Below are 15217 nucleotides of genomic sequence, written 5' to 3'. Positions count from 1 at the left end.
GAGCCGCCTCATGCAATCGAGGCGGCTCTTCAGGCTGTTTAGAAAGTAAGAAGCCGTATTTTCCGAAGCTTATTGCTCGCTTTCCGTGGGGCGGGAATCGAGCCTCCTCGTCACTTCGCTCCTGCAGGGTCTCTCAAACCCGCTAGTCCCACAGGAAAGATAAGGCCGAACTACGTGAGACCTTATCTTTGCGAAGTAATGCGCAGCATTATTGAGCAGAAGGGTTTACGAGCAAACGCTTCTCCAAACACTCAGCTAGGTCATTGATTTTTAAATGACAAAACGCAACCACTTAGTTGAATTATAGTGACTTACAGACTTCTTCAATACTCTAAAGAGCCGCCTCATGCAATCGAGGCGGCTCTTTTTCTGTACCAAGTAACGATCATTACATAAATCGCTGGCATCGCTGCGCAAAGAATGATCAGCACGTTCCATCCGAAGCGGGTCCAGATAGGGCTGAGCAATGAGCTCCCAGCCGCCACGCCAATATAATACGATACGAGATATAAACTCGATGCGCTGCCTTTATGATGCGTAGCCTGCTGGCCGACAGAAGCAGCGGTCAGTGAATGGGCCGTGAAAAACCCGAGGCAGGTCACGCATAAGCCGATTGCGACCATCCACAGTTCAGAGCCGAGTGTCATCAACACGCCTGCAGAAAAAATGAACACGCCGATGATACGCACGCGCCTCAAGCCGAACGCTTCAGCGGCGCGCCCAGCCATAGGCGAGCCGATGACCCCGATGCCGTAGGCGAAGAACAGATAGGAGATCGCCTGCAGCGACATGGAAAATGGCGGTGCTTCGAGGTGGAACGGCAAATAGGTCCAGACGCCGGTAAAGGCGATTTGGAGAATCGCCCCGAGGCCGAACACAACGAGCAGCGCGGGATTTTTCAAATGGAACAGGAAGCCCTCGATATCTTTTGAAAAGCTCAGTTCGCTCGGTTCAAAATGATGGGAAGGCGGCAATAGCAAAAAGACGGCGATAAACAAAGCGATGCCGGTCACGCCGAATGCGAAAAACGTCAATTGCCAGGAAAACGCATCCGTGAGAAATCCAGTCAAAACGCGTCCGAGCATGCCTCCGAGTGCATTGCTCGATATGTATAAAGCGGTGGCATAGGCGATGTTTTTGCGGTCGATTTCCTCGCTGATGTAGGCGAGTGCTGCAGCTGGAACCCCGGCAAGCGCAAAGCCTTGGATCAATCGCAGCACAAGAAATACCGTGAACGATTCGACAAACGGCAGGATGAAAAACGGGATGGCAGAGCCGAGCAGCGACCAGATGATATAGGAGCGCCGCCCGTTGCGGTCAGAAAAGAAGCCGAGAATGACCAGCCCCGCAATCAATCCGATGATCGTCAGGGAAAGAGACAGGCTGGAAGTCGAGACCGACACCCCGAAATCCGAGACGAATACCGGCAGCAAAGGCTGTACGGAGTAAATATTGGCAAAAATAAATAACGAAGCCATTAGCAGGCTCGCAATGATTTTCCAGAATTCACGGTCGCGTACCGTGTATGTGCGTTTTTCCATGAAGGCAATCACTTCCATTTCGTCAAAGCTTCTGCTATCCATTCTATCACTCATTGGCAAATAAGTGGGAGCGGCAAAAAGGGTGTGAAAAAGCCCGCATGAAACATGCGGGCTGGACGTTAAAGCTTATTGAAATACGCAAGAATTTGTTTGCGGGTAGGTTCCTGCAGGCGATAGCGCAATTCTTTGTTTTGGGTATTCACGAGATGATAGGCCGGGTTTTCGACAACCGTAAATTTCCAATGCGGCTTCACGTTCTTTTTCTTCAATTGCAGTTCAGGAGGCATCATCTTGTCAGTGAAGCTTTCAAGTTTCGCCATTAGGAACGTATCCATGTAACGGACGATGACAAATCCTTGGTGTTTTTCTGGGTCATATTTCGAGAGATTGTATTCACTTACATCAAAACCTTTTTCGTAACGTTGCACAGACGGAGAAAGGACAAAAAAGTCCTCATTGTAAAATACATTCGAGTTGCCGAATTGCTTGAGGCCCAATTCCTCAACCAAAAGATCCTTATTGACCAAATTCATTTCGCGCGCAGTAGCCATGCAATTCCTCCTCATTTCCTTATAGTCTTTCTATTATAACATTCTTTTGGCTTATACGCAGAAAGGGCGTACCTAAAGCAATGGACAGCAGATTGCTAGAGAAGTTTGAAAAATCTGTTATATTGGAAGTAAGCCAATCCACTTAGAAAAAGGAGGGGATTCCAGTGTGCGGAAGATTTGCCTTATATGCAGATTATGGAGCCTTGCTTGAGCGTTTTGAGATAGAAGAAGCCGCCCTCGATCAGGCTTCTTACGAAGAGAATTACAATGTGGCGCCTTCCCAGCAAATCGTTGCGGTCATCAATGACGGCGAGCGCAACCGGCTTGGGACATTACGCTGGGGGCTCATCCCGTCATGGGCGAAAGACGAGAAGATAGGCTACAAAATGATTAATGCCCGAGCGGAAACGGCTGCGGAAAAACCGAGTTTTCGGAGCGCCTTCAAGAAAAAGCGCTGCCTCATTCCGGCGAATGCATTTTACGAATGGAAAAAAGGGCAGGATGGCAAAACGCCGATGCTCATCCATTTGGAGGGTGACGAATTGTTTGCGTTTGCAGGGTTGTGGGAGTCATGGGAATCGCCGGAAGGGGAAGTGGTCCATAGCTGTACGATTTTGACGACACAGCCGAATGCAGTGATGGCGGATATCCATGACCGCATGCCAGTGATTTTGGACAAGGAAGCGGAAAAAACCTGGCTCGATCCGAATATCCAGGACCCCGAGCTATTGCAGAAACTCATCAAGCCTTACGAAGCGGAAGTGTTGGAAGCGTACGAAGTCTCCAGCGCGGTCAACTCGCCAAAGAATAAAGGGCAGGAATTGATTCGGAAAATCGGATGATCACACTTTCAAGCAAAGGGGAGGGTCATGGTGAAAAGCGGATTGATCTTGGAAGGCGGCGGCATGCGGGGTGTCTACACAGCAGGCGTGCTGCAGAAGCTTATGGAAGAGGATGTGTTTACGGATTATGTCATTGGCGTCTCGGCTGGCGCATGTAATGCCGTATCGTATCTTTCCCGGCAAAGCGGCAGGAACCGGACGGTGATGATCGATTATGTCACCCATCCCGATTATATTTCCATGAAGAATTTGCTGAAGAAACGGGAACTGTTCGGCATGAACTTGATTTTCGATGATATCCCGAACCGGCTGGTGCCATTCGATTATGGCGGATTCGGTGCAGCTGCGGAAGAATTCGTCGTTGGGACCACGGATTGCATGACGGGGGAAGCAATCTATTACCGCAAGCCGCTGCCCCCGGAAGAATTGCTCACGGTTGTGCGTGCATCGAGTTCGCTGCCGTTCATGTCGCGCCCTGTGGAATTCGGCGGACGCCTTCTTATGGATGGCAGCCTCGCCGATCCGCTGCCGATTAAACAAGCCTTATCAGATGGCGTGACCAAGCCAATCATCGTGATGACCCGGGAAAAGAGCTACCGGAAGCGCCATACGCCCTTAATGCGCCTGGCGCCTGCATTTGCCCGCCAATATCCAGGCCTTGCGCGGGCATTGGAAGAACGGCAGCGAGTTTATAATGAATCAGTGGCGCACATAGAGGCGCTTGAAGCGCAAGAAGAGGCCATGATCATCCGTCCGCGCAATTTGCATAAGCTGCGCGGCATCGAACGGGATCAGGAGCGGCTTGCGGCTTTGTATGTCCAAGGCTACCGGGATGCAGAATTGATGGTGCCACGGGCCCGGAAATTCATCCAGGCGAATAATACTTTAAGTTTGGAAAGGAGTTTGTGATGATTGTCCGAATAGACCAGACAAAAGAGAAAACTGCACGCGACATCCAATCAATCCAGCGGCCAGCTTATCGGATTGAAGCGGAACTGATGGGGTTTCATGACATTCCTCACATTTCCGAGACAATCGAAGAAATCCAGCAAAGCGAAGAGACATTCCTCGGTTATCAGGAAGAGTATTTGAAGGGGTTCATTTCCTATAAAGAAGAAGGTGATGTTATCGACATTTACCGGCTTGTCGTGGACCCGCTTCAGTTTCGGCAAGGCATTGCCCGCAGCCTGGTCGGCCATCTCCTAGAGCACAACAAAGAAAAGGAGTTCATCGTCAGCACGGGCACGGCAAATGCGCCGGCCCGCAAGCTGTATGAATCGTTCGGCTTTCGGGAAGAAGAAACCTTCGAAGTGGCACCAGGGGTTACATGCACTCAATTCCGTCTTGCCAATTGACCGCCCTCCGCCGTAGTTCTTTTGAGGACTGCAGGCGGTTTTTTGTGCTTTCAGAAGATGCAGGCACATTTATTTATTTTTAATTCGAGATAATATAAAATGAAGGAAGTGGATATGTCCCTGTCCGCACAGAAAGGAGTGCGATTCAGATGATTGAGATCTTACCGCGCATTAATGAATTGGCACAAAAAGAGCGCAGCTACGGATTGAGCTATGCGGAAATCCGGGAGCAGCAAGTGCTCCGCCGCGAATATCTCCATGAAATCCGTGGACAAGTCGAGACGACGGTAACGAATATGACGGTCATTGACCCGCTCGGCGCGGATGTCACGCCAAACAAAGTCAAAGACTCAAGATAAACGAACAAACCAAAGCGGTTTCAGAGAGGAAGAAAATAGATGAACGATTATTTAGTGAGAGCCTTGGCCTATGATGGCCAAATCCGTGCCTTCGCAACCCGTACGACAGAAACGGTGAACGAGGCGCAACGCCGCCATTACACATGGCCTACAGCGTCCGCGGCACTTGGCCGCTCCATGACAGCAAGCGTCATGCTCGGTGCGATGCTGAAAGGCGAGGAGAAATTGACGATTAAAATCAATGGGGGCGGCCCGCTCGGCACGATTCTAGTTGACGCCAACGCAAAAGGTGAAGTGCGTGGCTATGTGTCCAATCCCCAAACCCATTTTGACTTGAATGAGCAAGGCAAACTCGATGTCCGCCGGGCAGTCGGGACAGAAGGGACACTGACTGTCTCCAAAGATATCGGTTTGCAGCATCCGTATGTCGGCCAAGTGCCGATCGTCTCGGGCGAACTCGGGGATGATTTTACCCATTACATCGTGACTTCCGAACAGACGCCTTCTTCTGTCGGTGTCGGCGTTATCGTCAATCCCGACAATACCATCCTGGCTTCAGGCGGGTTCATCATCCAATTGATGCCGGGTACTGATGAAAAAGTAATCAGCCAGCTCGAACAGCGCCTGGCCGAAATCCCGACCATCTCCAATATGGTGCGTGCCGGTTTGACGCCTGAAGATATCTTGGACGAAGTCTTGGGCAAAGAAAACGTCAAAGCGCTCGATACGATGCCGGTGAATTTCCAATGCCAATGCTCGCGTGAGCGCATCCATAACGCCATTCAGGGCCTTGGGTCTGCGGAAATCGAAGATATCATCGTGACCGAAGGCAAGGCGGAAGCGCAATGCCATTTCTGCAACGAAACCTATGTGTTCTCGAAAGATCAATTGCAGGACATGTTGTCTTAATTTACTTTATGTAAAGCCTGTGGAATATTCCGCAGGCTTTTTGATTTGGAAGCGTAAGGTGGATATGATATGATGTTATTATCTCGAATTAAAGATATTATAAATAGGAGGTTTTTACATGATGAAACATATTTACAACCCACCAGCGGAGGCGTCCAAGCCGACATTCTTGCTGTTGCACGGAACAGGCGGGACGGAAACGGACTTATTGCCTGCAGCAGGGCATATCGATCCGGAAGCGGGCGTGCTGAGTGTTCGCGGGAATGTGTCGGAAAACGGCATGCCGCGATTTTTCAAACGCTTGTCGGAGGGTGTCTTCGATATGGAAGATTTGCGTGAACGGACAGAAGAGCTGCACGCATTTATTAGTCAGGCAGCTGATGAATACGGCTTTGACCGCAATAACGTCATTGCGCTCGGTTATTCAAATGGCGCGAATATTGCCGCCAACCTGCTGTTCTCGTATGAAGATTCACTGAAAGCGGCGATTTTGCACCACCCGATGGTACCGGACCGCAATAAGGAATTGCCGAATCTGGAAGGGACGCGTGTCTTCATCGCTGCTGGAACCAACGACCCGATCTGCCCGAAAGAAGAATCGGAAGATCTGGAAAAACTGCTAAGCGGAGCCGGCGCCAAAGTCGACCTGCATTGGGAAAACCAAGGCCACCAGCTGACGATGGATGAATTGGTTGCAGCGAAAGCTTGGTATGAAAAAGGGTGAACAAAACTCCTCCAACTCTGGAGGAGTTTTTTCTTTCGCCCGATTCCGTTCCGCAAGCTTTGACAATCATGATATGCTTCGGTCATGATTAATGAAAACGAACTGAAGGAGGGATGGCGGTGCAAAACAATCCGCGCATCACCGAGCAGCTTGAAGCTTGGGTGAAAGAAAACAAAGGGCATGCCGTTCTCGGCACCACGGCCCAGTACATACCAGCCCTGGGTAAAGTCGACCCGGGCAAACTCGGTATCTGCATGATCGACGAAGACGGCCATTATTATTGTGCAGGAGACACCGACACCGAGTTCACTTTGCAGAGCATATCCAAAGCGCTGACATTTGTGGCGCTAAGTTGCCATTATGGTTTGGACTTCGTATTGGAGCGGGTGGACGTTGAGCCGACGGGTGAAGCGTTCAATTCCATCGTGCCGTTTGAAATCCACCGGCCGAATAAGCCATTCAACCCGTTCATCAATGCAGGGGCCATTACGATCTCATCGCTGCTCCCAGGGCGGAATGCGCAAAAGAAATTTGAGTTTTTGAAAGGCTTCCTGGAAGAGCTGCTTGGGCACCCAATCGAAATCGACAAGGAAGTTTACGATTCGGAATGGGCCACGTCGCACCGCAACCGGGCACTCGCTTATTATTTGAAGGAAGCGAACTTCCTCGAACTCGAAGTGGAAGAAGCGCTCGATATCTACATTAGCCAATGCGCCATCAAAGTGTCAGTGAAAGACTTGGCACTTCTGGGATTGATCCTCGCTTACGACGGTTACAACCCGATTACGAAAGTGAAGCATTTTTCCGAAGAAATCGCACAAGTGACGAAAGTGTTGATGGTCACTTGCGGCATGTACAATTCATCCGGGAATTTCGCGGCGCATGTCGGCATCCCGGCGAAAAGCGGTGTCTCAGGCGGTATCATGGCAGCCGTACCGCCGAAACTTCACTCACAAACCTATGAATTCCGTGCAGGGGCAGGTATCGGCGTTTATGGTCCGGCAATTGATGTGCAAGGAAACAGCGCTGCCGGAACGATGATGCTTCGCCAAATTTCAAAAGAATGGGATTTAAGTATTTTTTGATAAAAATGCCAAGATTAAGCAGAGCCTTGCAGTGAAATCTCCTCACTGCAAGGCCTTTTTTCATAGTTTTTTTCGATTTTTCTATTTATTTGTTTCCGGTCATGGTGAGGGGGTACAGAAAGACTAAGCAATGCATAAATAGATGAGGAGTGGAAAAATGGCACAAGATCCGAAGAAAGTCGATGAAAACAGCAAGAACGAACAATTGGAACAATTCCGGTCAGATGACAGCGGTAAAGATTTGACGACAAACCAAGGCTTGAAATTATCGGAGGACGAATTTTCCTTAAAAGCGGGGGAGCGCGGGCCGACTTTGATGGAAGATTTTCATTTCCGTGAAAAAATGACCCATTTCGACCATGAGCGCATTCCTGAGCGCGTGGTCCATGCACGTGGTTTTGCAGCTCACGGTGAATTCGAAGCCTATGATTCGCTTGAACATTTGACGAAAGCAAAATTCCTGTCGAAAAAAGGCAAAAAAACCCCGGTCTTCGTCCGTTTTTCCACAGTAGCTGGCTCGCGGGGCTCAGGAGAGTTAGCGCGGGACGCACGCGGATTTTCAACGAAATTCTATACCGAGGAAGGCAATTACGATTTAGTCGGCAATAATATCCCGGTATTCTTCATCCAGGATGCCATCAAGTTCCCTGATTTGGTCCATGCGATTAAACCGGAACCGCATAACGAGATTCCGCAAGCGGCAACAGCACACGATACGTTCTGGGATTTTGTCGCGAACAACCAGGAATCGGCCCATATGGTCATGTGGACGATGTCTGACCGTGCCATCCCAAGAAGCTTCCGGACGATGGACGGATTCGGGGTCCATGCATTCCGCTTCGTCAATGCGGAAGGAAAATCCCATTTCGTAAAATTCAATTGGAAATCGACGCTAGGAGTTCACTCAGTCGTATGGGATGAGGCTCAAAAAATAAACGGGAAAAACCCCGACTTCCACCGGGCAGATTTGCACGAAGCCATTGAAAACGGTGATTATCCGGAATACGAATTGGGCGTCCAGATCGTGCCGGAAGAAGACGAGCACAAATTCGATTTTGACTTGCTCGATGCGACAAAAATGTGGCCACAAGAAGAGATTCCGATCCACATCGTCGGCAAGATGACATTGAACCGCAATGTTGACAACGTATTTGCGGAGACCGAGCAAGTGGCATTTCATCCAGGCCATGTAGTGCCGGGAATCGATTTCTCGAATGACCCACTTCTCCAAGGCCGTTTATTCTCCTATACAGATACGCAATTGATTCGCCTGGGCGGGCCGAATTTCCATGAACTGCCAATTAACCGCGCCGTTTGCCCGTTCCATAACAACCAGCGCGATGGCTATGGCCGCCAGACGATCAATAAAGGAAAAGTTTCCTATCAGAAGAGTTCCTTCACCAACCATACGCCGGCACCTGTCAGCGAAGCGGACGGCGGATATGTCCATTACCAGGAGAAAGTGGAAGGCCGCAAAGTGCGCAAGCGCAGCGATAGCTTTAAGGACCACTTCTCGCAAGCAACTATGTTCTGGAACAGCATGAGCGATGCGGAAAAACAACATATCATCGAAGCGTTCAGCTTCGAGCTCGGCAAATGCGACAGCATCGATATCCGCCAACAGATCGTGGACATGTATGCGAACGTCAATCTCAAGCTGGCACAGGAAATTGCTGCCAACATCGGCGTCAAAGCCCCTGAGACAGGAAATACCGATACGAGCAAAAAATCACCTGCGTTAAGCCAGGAAAATACGGTTAAGTCAGCCAAGACGCGCAAGGTTGGCGTCATCGTAGCCCCTGACTTCAACGGCAAGGAAGTCATGGAAGTATTGGAGCAGCTTGAATCCAAAGGCCTTCAATATGAAATCATCAGCGAGAAGCAAGGGAAGCTGGATGCAGGAAACGGCAAACAACTGAAAATCGACCATACCTTCACGACAGCGGACCCGGTATTGTTCGACGCCATCTATGCAGTAGGCGGCCCCGATGTCAGCAAGAAGTTCGCCCGGAACACCGCTTATTATGTAACGGAAGCATTCGGGCACTTCAAGCCGATCGGTGCAACACATGAAGGCAAGAAATGGCTGGATGCCAATGGCTACACCGGCGAACCGGGAGTCGTCACGGATGATTCCATGAAAGGATTCGCAGATAGCTTTATCGAGGCAATCACAGCGCACCGCCACTGGACTCGGGAAGTTTGATAAAATATGGTGGAAAAGTAGTATTTTGGCACATTTCGAACCGAATATGTTTAATAACATAACTGAGGGGTATTTTCAAGACTAGAAAGCAAAAAAACTTCTCAAAAAAATGGAGGAATTTGAAATGGCTAACAATAAATTCATGGGAACATTCGACACAGAAACAGAAGTACTGAAAAAAATCGAAGACATGAAAGCGCAAGGCTCACGTGAAGAAGACATGTATGTGATGGCCCGCAACGAAGACCAGATCTCAATGGTACGCGGACGCACAGACGTGGATTACAAATCATCCGAAGGTAATTGGATGGATAAATTCATGGGCTTCCTATCCGGTAATGAACCAACGCGTGAAGCCTTCTCCAATATGGGTGTAGACGAAGCGGAAGCAGACCGCTACTATAACGAAGTGCAAAACGGCAAGATCCTCTTGTTCGTCGACCGCGAGTTCGGCGCGAACTATGAAGGGGCAGCGCCTTACGATAACACAAGCTACGGCAATGTCGACAGCACGGAAAGCTCAGGGACTGTCGATAGCACGACTAGCCAGAGAAAAGTCGACAACTCGGCTGTGGCACGCGATGGTTTGACTGTCGATACCAATGATGAAAACGATGTAGCGTACAACACGGAGCGCGATGCACTGGGCTCTGAAACTGCAGGTGTCGACAAAGAACGCGGCACTGGGTTCGGGCTTGGAGCTGATGACGGTACGACAAACGATGCCCATGCGACAGGCACTCATCGTGCGACTTCGGACTTCAATGATGAAACGACAAACCGCAACCGCACAGTTGAAGATATCGACCGTGACCTAGACCGTGCAGGATCTGAAGAAGAGCGCCTGCGTTTGCATGAAGAGCGTTTGCAAGTCAATAAAGAACGCGTCCAAACAGGCGAGGTGCATGTCGATAAGCATGTCGTCGAGGAAGAGCAATCACTTGAAGTGCCGGTTGAACGCGAAGAAGTATACGTTGAGCGCCGCCCAGTGAACGAAGAAGATACAACTGGCACGCATAACTATACTGAAGGCGAAGATATTCACGTTCCGGTTTCTGAAGAACGCGTCGATGTCACAAAGAAAGACGTAGTGTCCGAAGAAATCTCCATCGGCAAAAACAAAGTACAGGATACAGAGCATGTCAGCGAAACAGTTCGCAAAGAAGAAGCCGACATCCACAAAGACGGCGACTTAGTCGAAGAAGACGAGTTTGACCGTACAGACCGTACAGACCGCGATAGACTATAAAAAGCAAGAATGATAAGCGGAGGGGAAACCCTTCGCTTTTTTGTATGCACGGCGCAATTCGATTATAATGGAAACAAGCTTGGAGGGATGAAAATGGACGGGAAAAAAAGAAGCGATGTAAAGCCTGGGCTTGAAGTGAACGTGATCTTGAAAAAAGACCAGCGGACCGGCAAGAAAACGAAAGGCGTCGTCAAGGATCTATTGACGAATTCAGCGACGCATCCTCACGGCATTAAAGTGCGCCTGGAGGACGGGCAAGTCGGCCGCGTCTGTGAAATTCTAAACGGCAAGTGAAAGGATGGGATTTGCATGAGCGACCAAAAGAACGACGATCTGCAATCATCTGACCCGAGAAGAATCGGGGCGAACCGCACGAGCAAAGAACAGGACGAAAAAGAGCGTGTCCATGAAGATTTGGCCACGCGAAAGGACAAGCGCCGAACAGGCGACCCCGCCAAACCCCAGGAACGCAATTTTATTTGAATGAAAAGCAGGCCGCTTAAATAGGCCTGCTTTTGTGCTATTATGAAAGAGATTGCCAACGCAAAAAGGAGTCTACCATGAGTGATTTTTTTGAACGGAAAAAACAAGAGCTCGGTGTCGAGCTGAATAAAATACAGAAAAAAGCGGTGACCAAGACAGAAGGGCCGCTATTGCTTCTCGCATGTCCCGGTTCCGGGAAAACGACAACCATGATCATGCGGATCGGCTATTTGATCGAGGAAAAGGGCGTCCAGCCGAAGCGCATCAAAGCGATTACCTTCAGCAAGGCATCGGCGACCGATATGCTTGAACGCTATGCACGGTTTTTCCCAGGCCTTACGCCGGTGGATTTTTCCACGATCCATAGCTTGGCTTTTCAGATTACGAGGGACTATTTGTCGGCAGACGATTATGTAATGATCGAAGGGGCCGACTCGAATCGCCTTAACAAAAAACGCCTATTGAAAGACATTTACGCCCGTGAAAACGACGAGCCGATTACCGACGATCAATTGGAAGAATTGGTGTCGTTCATCAGTTTTGTGAAAAACAAAATGGTGCCGAAGAAAAAATGGAAGACACTTGATGAACCATTCCCGAGCGCTATTGATATTTTGACGATTTACGAAGAGTTCAAAGAGAATCATGAGCCAAGGCTTGTGGATTTCGATGATATGTTGACAATCGCTTTTGAGGCGCTGAATACAGACCGCAAGCTCTTGTCAAAATACCAGCAGCGCTGGGATTATGTCATGACGGATGAAAGCCAGGACACGTCCATGGTCCAGCATGCCATCGTTGAAAAGCTGGTCGAGAGCCACCGCAATTTATGCGTCGTGGCGGATGACGACCAGTCGATTTACACGTGGCGGGCGGCGGAGCCGAGCTATCTGCTCAAATTCCGCCAAGTGTACCCGGATGCCTACATCATGAAAATGGAGCGCAATTACCGCTCATCGGGCACCATCGTCAGTACGGCCAATCAATTCATCAAAGCGAATAAATTGCGCCATGATAAAAACATGTTCACCGACAGGCCAGAAGGCGGACCGATTGTCATCCGGCGCCTTGCTTCGCAAGAAGCCCAGTTGAAGTATTTATTGAAAGAACTATACGCTCTCGAGGAATACGGAAATGCCGCGATTTTGTACCGCAACAACTCTTCTTCAACTTTATTGATGGATGAGTTGGACCGCCTCGGCATTCCTTTCTATATGAAAGATGCGGACAACCGCTTTTTCAGCCATTGGATTGTCCAGGATATCTTAAACTTCATGCGTTTCAGCCTGCGTCCGGAACGGGTGGACTTATATTCCAAGATCGCTTCGAAGACGAATGCCTATTGGTCGGCTTCTCAGCTCAAGCAATTAGGGAGGATGCAGCCGACAAAGCAGCATGCATTCGAAGAAATCACTTTGGCCATCACCATGAAGGATTACCAGCTTCGGATTATCGCGGAACAGCGGAAATCGATGGGCGCGTTGAAGGATATGCCGCCTTTGAAAGTGATCCAAACCATCCGTCGCGATATGGGCTATGACCAGATGCTCAAAAGCCGCGCGGAAAAATTCGGCATGAAGCTCGATTATTTACAGCAGATCCTCAACACGCTTGAACAAATCGCCGAACCGCTTCCAACGATGATGGATTTCGCGAAACGCTTGAAACAGCTGGAGGAAGTGACGAAGCAGGCGAAGACCGAAAAGACCGACGATATGTTGACATTGTCCACGATGCACAGCTCAAAAGGCTTGGAGTTTGACCGGGTCTATTTGATCGATTTAGTCGAAGGGATTGTGCCAACAGAAGAAGACGCCGATGATCCCGCTTTGCTGGAGGAAGCCAGGCGCTTGTTCTATGTTGGCATGACAAGGGCGAAACGCCATCTGGAATTGCTCAGCTATGACAAGGAATCGCGTTTTGTAGAAGAAGTACGGCGCATCGCCTTGCCGAAAATGAAACAGGCGGAAATAGCCAAACCGTCCGCGCCGAAAGCTCCGAAAGCAAAAATTACAGTACCGGATAATCCCGATGCGGTCCGTTCTGTTGAGGAATTGCAGGTGGGGGCGAATATACGCCACCGCGTCTTCGGAAATGGCCGGATTACGGATTTGGATGAAGAGAAAGTCAGCATCCAGTTTGCCAAAGAGCATAAAGAGTTTCTATTGGAAATTTGCCTGCAATATCAATTGCTCGAACTGGTATAAGAAAGACAGACGCAGAAGCGAGGCAGTATAGATGAAGATCAGGGATTGGAACCGCAGCCTGAAAGTGCGGCTGGTGGGCGAATTTTTCATGAATACAAGTTTTTGGATGGTGTTCCCATTTCTAGCGATTTATTTTGCGGAAGAGTTCGGGAAAGGGATGGCGGGCTTCTTATTAATCGTCTCCCAAATGTTTTCTGTGGCTGCCAATTTATTTGGCGGCTATTTTGCTGACCGTTTCGGGCGCAAGCGAATGCTCGTGTCCGCTGCTGTGGCACAGGGTTTTGCGTTCTTGCTGTTCGCTGCGGCAAACTCGCCGTGGCTCAGTTCGCCCGAACTCAGTTTCGTGGCGTTCACGCTGGCCGGCATGTGCGGTTCCTTGTACTGGCCAGCGAGCCAGGCGATGATTGCGGACGTCATTCCTGAAAAATACCGGAGCGATGTATTTGCGGTGTTCTATACGACCTTGAATATTGCCGTCGTTATCGGCCCTTTATTCGGTGCTGTGCTGTTTTTCTCTTATCGTTTCGAGTTGCTGTTGGCAGTTGCCATCATTTCGATGCTGCTCGGGCTATTATTGCGCCTGTACACTGAAGAGACCTTATCGGCTGAAGTTATGGATAAATGGAAAGAAGGGGGAGCGACTGGATGGAGAGGCGCATTGCTTTCGCAAGTGAAGGATTACGGCATCATCTTGAAAGACCGTGTCTTTTTATTGTTTGTCGTAGCGGGAGTATTGGGAGCGCAGACCTTCATGCAACTGGACCTTGTCATCCCGGTCTACTTGAAGGAAACGATTGACCGCCAAACGATCCTGGACTTCCTGGGTCGTGAATGGTCGGTGACCGGGGAAACGTCTTTCGGTATCCTGCTTGCGGAGAATGGTTTGATTGTGGCACTTCTGACAGTCGTCATTACACGGTGGATGACCAAGTTCCCCGAAAAATGGGTGTTCTTCTTCTCGGCCATGTTGTTCGGCTTATCGATGGCGATTTTCCCGATGACTTCGTGGTTTTGGATATTCTTTGTGGCGATGGCGGTCTTTACATTTGCTGAATTGATGATTGTCGGGCTGCAGCAGAGCTTCATTTCCAAACTTGCGCCCGAATCGATGCGCGGCCAGTATTTCGCCGCGGCGAGCCTGCGCTATACGATTGGCCGGATGATTGCGCCGGTCTCCATCCCGATGACTGCCTGGTTCGGGTTCGGCTGGACCTTTATCATCCTTGGGGCATTCGCGGTGTTGAGCGGATTCGTTTATCTATGGATGTTCCATTTATATGAAAAAAGAGCTGCCATAAGCGCATAGCTGAGCATAGGAAAAAGCCTGAGCGGTTAAGCTCAGGCTTTTTGCGTGATCAGTTCTGTTCTTTTGCCAACTTGACTAGCATATGGGCGAGCATATGCTGCTCTTCTTTGTCGCCTACTTGCCATAAGCGCTGCAATAGGTACTCTTCGCTATTTTTCGGGTCTTCTTTTTTCGCCAGGTAATCGGCTACTTTAGACGCCAGCTGCGCGATGCGCTCTTCGCTTAAGCCCATTTTCTCGCCCATCTGAACTTTATCGCCCAAATAGTCGATGAAAGTCGAGAATTCCGCTAAAATCTGTTCTTTCTTCTTATTATCCGTATTGCTCAATTTCTCTTCTACTTTTTTATCAATGTTTTCCATGTATAATTCACTCCTCGTCATTTTTTGTTGCTAGTAATT

General features: G+C 49.5%; 16 protein-coding genes. 13 read left to right on the top strand and 3 right to left on the bottom strand.

All coding sequences use genetic code 11. The annotated features are described in order from the left end of the window. Nucleotides 1–344 precede the first annotated feature (344 nt). Complete coding sequence (locus tag M1Q06_RS14065) at nucleotides 345–1541, bottom strand: MFS transporter (protein WP_434402881.1); 1197 nt, start codon at nucleotides 1539–1541, stop codon at nucleotides 345–347. Between the two features lie 119 nt (nucleotides 1542–1660). Continuing rightward, nucleotides 1661–2092, bottom strand: coding sequence for a hypothetical protein (locus M1Q06_RS14060; RefSeq protein WP_058382819.1), 432 nt, complete (start codon nucleotides 2090–2092; stop codon nucleotides 1661–1663). A gap of 164 nt (nucleotides 2093–2256) precedes the next feature. Here M1Q06_RS14060 and M1Q06_RS14055 point away from each other — a divergent pair, with 164 nt between their 5' ends. From M1Q06_RS14055 to mdrP, 13 genes are all read left to right on the top strand, one after another. Beyond that, the gene (locus M1Q06_RS14055) at nucleotides 2257–2934 is read left to right on the top strand and encodes an SOS response-associated peptidase (RefSeq protein ID WP_434400144.1); all 678 of its coding nucleotides are present in this window, start codon (nucleotides 2257–2259) and stop codon (nucleotides 2932–2934) included. Nucleotides 2935–2961: 27 nt separating this feature from the next. Further along, a complete protein-coding gene (locus M1Q06_RS14050) occupies nucleotides 2962–3843 on the top strand; it encodes a patatin-like phospholipase family protein (protein ID WP_434400142.1) in 882 nt (293 codons plus the stop codon). Continuing rightward, on the top strand, nucleotides 3843–4289 hold the full coding sequence (locus M1Q06_RS14045) for a GNAT family N-acetyltransferase (RefSeq protein WP_434400140.1): 447 nt from the start codon (nucleotides 3843–3845) through the stop codon (nucleotides 4287–4289). The genes M1Q06_RS14050 and M1Q06_RS14045 overlap by 1 nt, the downstream gene beginning before the upstream one ends. Nucleotides 4290–4438: 149 nt before the next feature. Beyond that, complete coding sequence (locus M1Q06_RS14040) at nucleotides 4439–4648, top strand: DUF896 domain-containing protein (RefSeq protein WP_434400138.1); 210 nt, start codon at nucleotides 4439–4441, stop codon at nucleotides 4646–4648. A 39-nt stretch (nucleotides 4649–4687) separates the two neighbouring features. Further along, on the top strand, nucleotides 4688–5557 hold the full coding sequence (gene hslO / locus M1Q06_RS14035; protein ID WP_121298580.1) for an Hsp33 family molecular chaperone HslO: 870 nt from the start codon (nucleotides 4688–4690) through the stop codon (nucleotides 5555–5557). Nucleotides 5558–5678: 121 nt separating this feature from the next. Next, nucleotides 5679–6281: an alpha/beta hydrolase gene (locus tag M1Q06_RS14030; protein ID WP_434402879.1), complete on the top strand. Its 603-nt coding sequence runs from the start codon at nucleotides 5679–5681 to the stop codon at nucleotides 6279–6281. A 113-nt stretch (nucleotides 6282–6394) separates the two neighbouring features. Then, nucleotides 6395–7366 (top strand): glutaminase, encoded by a 972-nt coding sequence (locus tag M1Q06_RS14025; RefSeq protein ID WP_135449298.1) that lies wholly within the window; start codon nucleotides 6395–6397, stop codon nucleotides 7364–7366. A gap of 157 nt (nucleotides 7367–7523) precedes the next feature. Next, nucleotides 7524–9572 carry a catalase gene (locus M1Q06_RS14020; protein WP_434400136.1) on the top strand — a complete coding sequence of 683 codons (2049 nt, stop codon included), beginning with the start codon at nucleotides 7524–7526 and terminating at the stop codon, nucleotides 9570–9572. A 124-nt stretch (nucleotides 9573–9696) separates the two neighbouring features. After that, nucleotides 9697–10821: a YsnF/AvaK domain-containing protein gene (locus M1Q06_RS14015; RefSeq protein ID WP_434400134.1), complete on the top strand. Its 1125-nt coding sequence runs from the start codon at nucleotides 9697–9699 to the stop codon at nucleotides 10819–10821. 93 nt (nucleotides 10822–10914) lie between these two features. Then, nucleotides 10915–11115: a YwbE family protein gene (locus M1Q06_RS14010; RefSeq protein WP_121298572.1), complete on the top strand. Its 201-nt coding sequence runs from the start codon at nucleotides 10915–10917 to the stop codon at nucleotides 11113–11115. A 15-nt stretch (nucleotides 11116–11130) separates the two neighbouring features. Then, nucleotides 11131–11304: a hypothetical protein gene (locus M1Q06_RS14005; RefSeq protein WP_158290779.1), complete on the top strand. Its 174-nt coding sequence runs from the start codon at nucleotides 11131–11133 to the stop codon at nucleotides 11302–11304. Nucleotides 11305–11381: 77 nt separating this feature from the next. Continuing rightward, on the top strand, nucleotides 11382–13511 hold the full coding sequence (locus M1Q06_RS14000; protein WP_434400132.1) for an ATP-dependent helicase: 2130 nt from the start codon (nucleotides 11382–11384) through the stop codon (nucleotides 13509–13511). 31 nt (nucleotides 13512–13542) lie between these two features. Then, nucleotides 13543–14817 carry a multidrug efflux MFS transporter MdrP gene (gene mdrP, locus M1Q06_RS13995; RefSeq protein WP_434400130.1) on the top strand — a complete coding sequence of 425 codons (1275 nt, stop codon included), beginning with the start codon at nucleotides 13543–13545 and terminating at the stop codon, nucleotides 14815–14817. Between the two features lie 49 nt (nucleotides 14818–14866). Here the strand turns inward: mdrP and M1Q06_RS13990 are convergent, their stop codons facing one another. Continuing rightward, the gene (locus M1Q06_RS13990; RefSeq protein ID WP_068870281.1) at nucleotides 14867–15178 is read right to left on the bottom strand and encodes a DUF3243 domain-containing protein; all 312 of its coding nucleotides are present in this window, start codon (nucleotides 15176–15178) and stop codon (nucleotides 14867–14869) included. Between the last annotated feature and the right edge of the window lie 39 nt (nucleotides 15179–15217).

It is taken from the genome of Planococcus sp. 11815 (assembly GCF_051096385.1).
Lineage (GTDB): Bacteria > Bacillota > Bacilli > Bacillales_A > Planococcaceae > Planococcus > Planococcus citreus.
The sequence above is the reverse complement of the archived record's forward strand: the minus strand, read 5'-3'. Positions and strand labels throughout refer to the sequence as shown.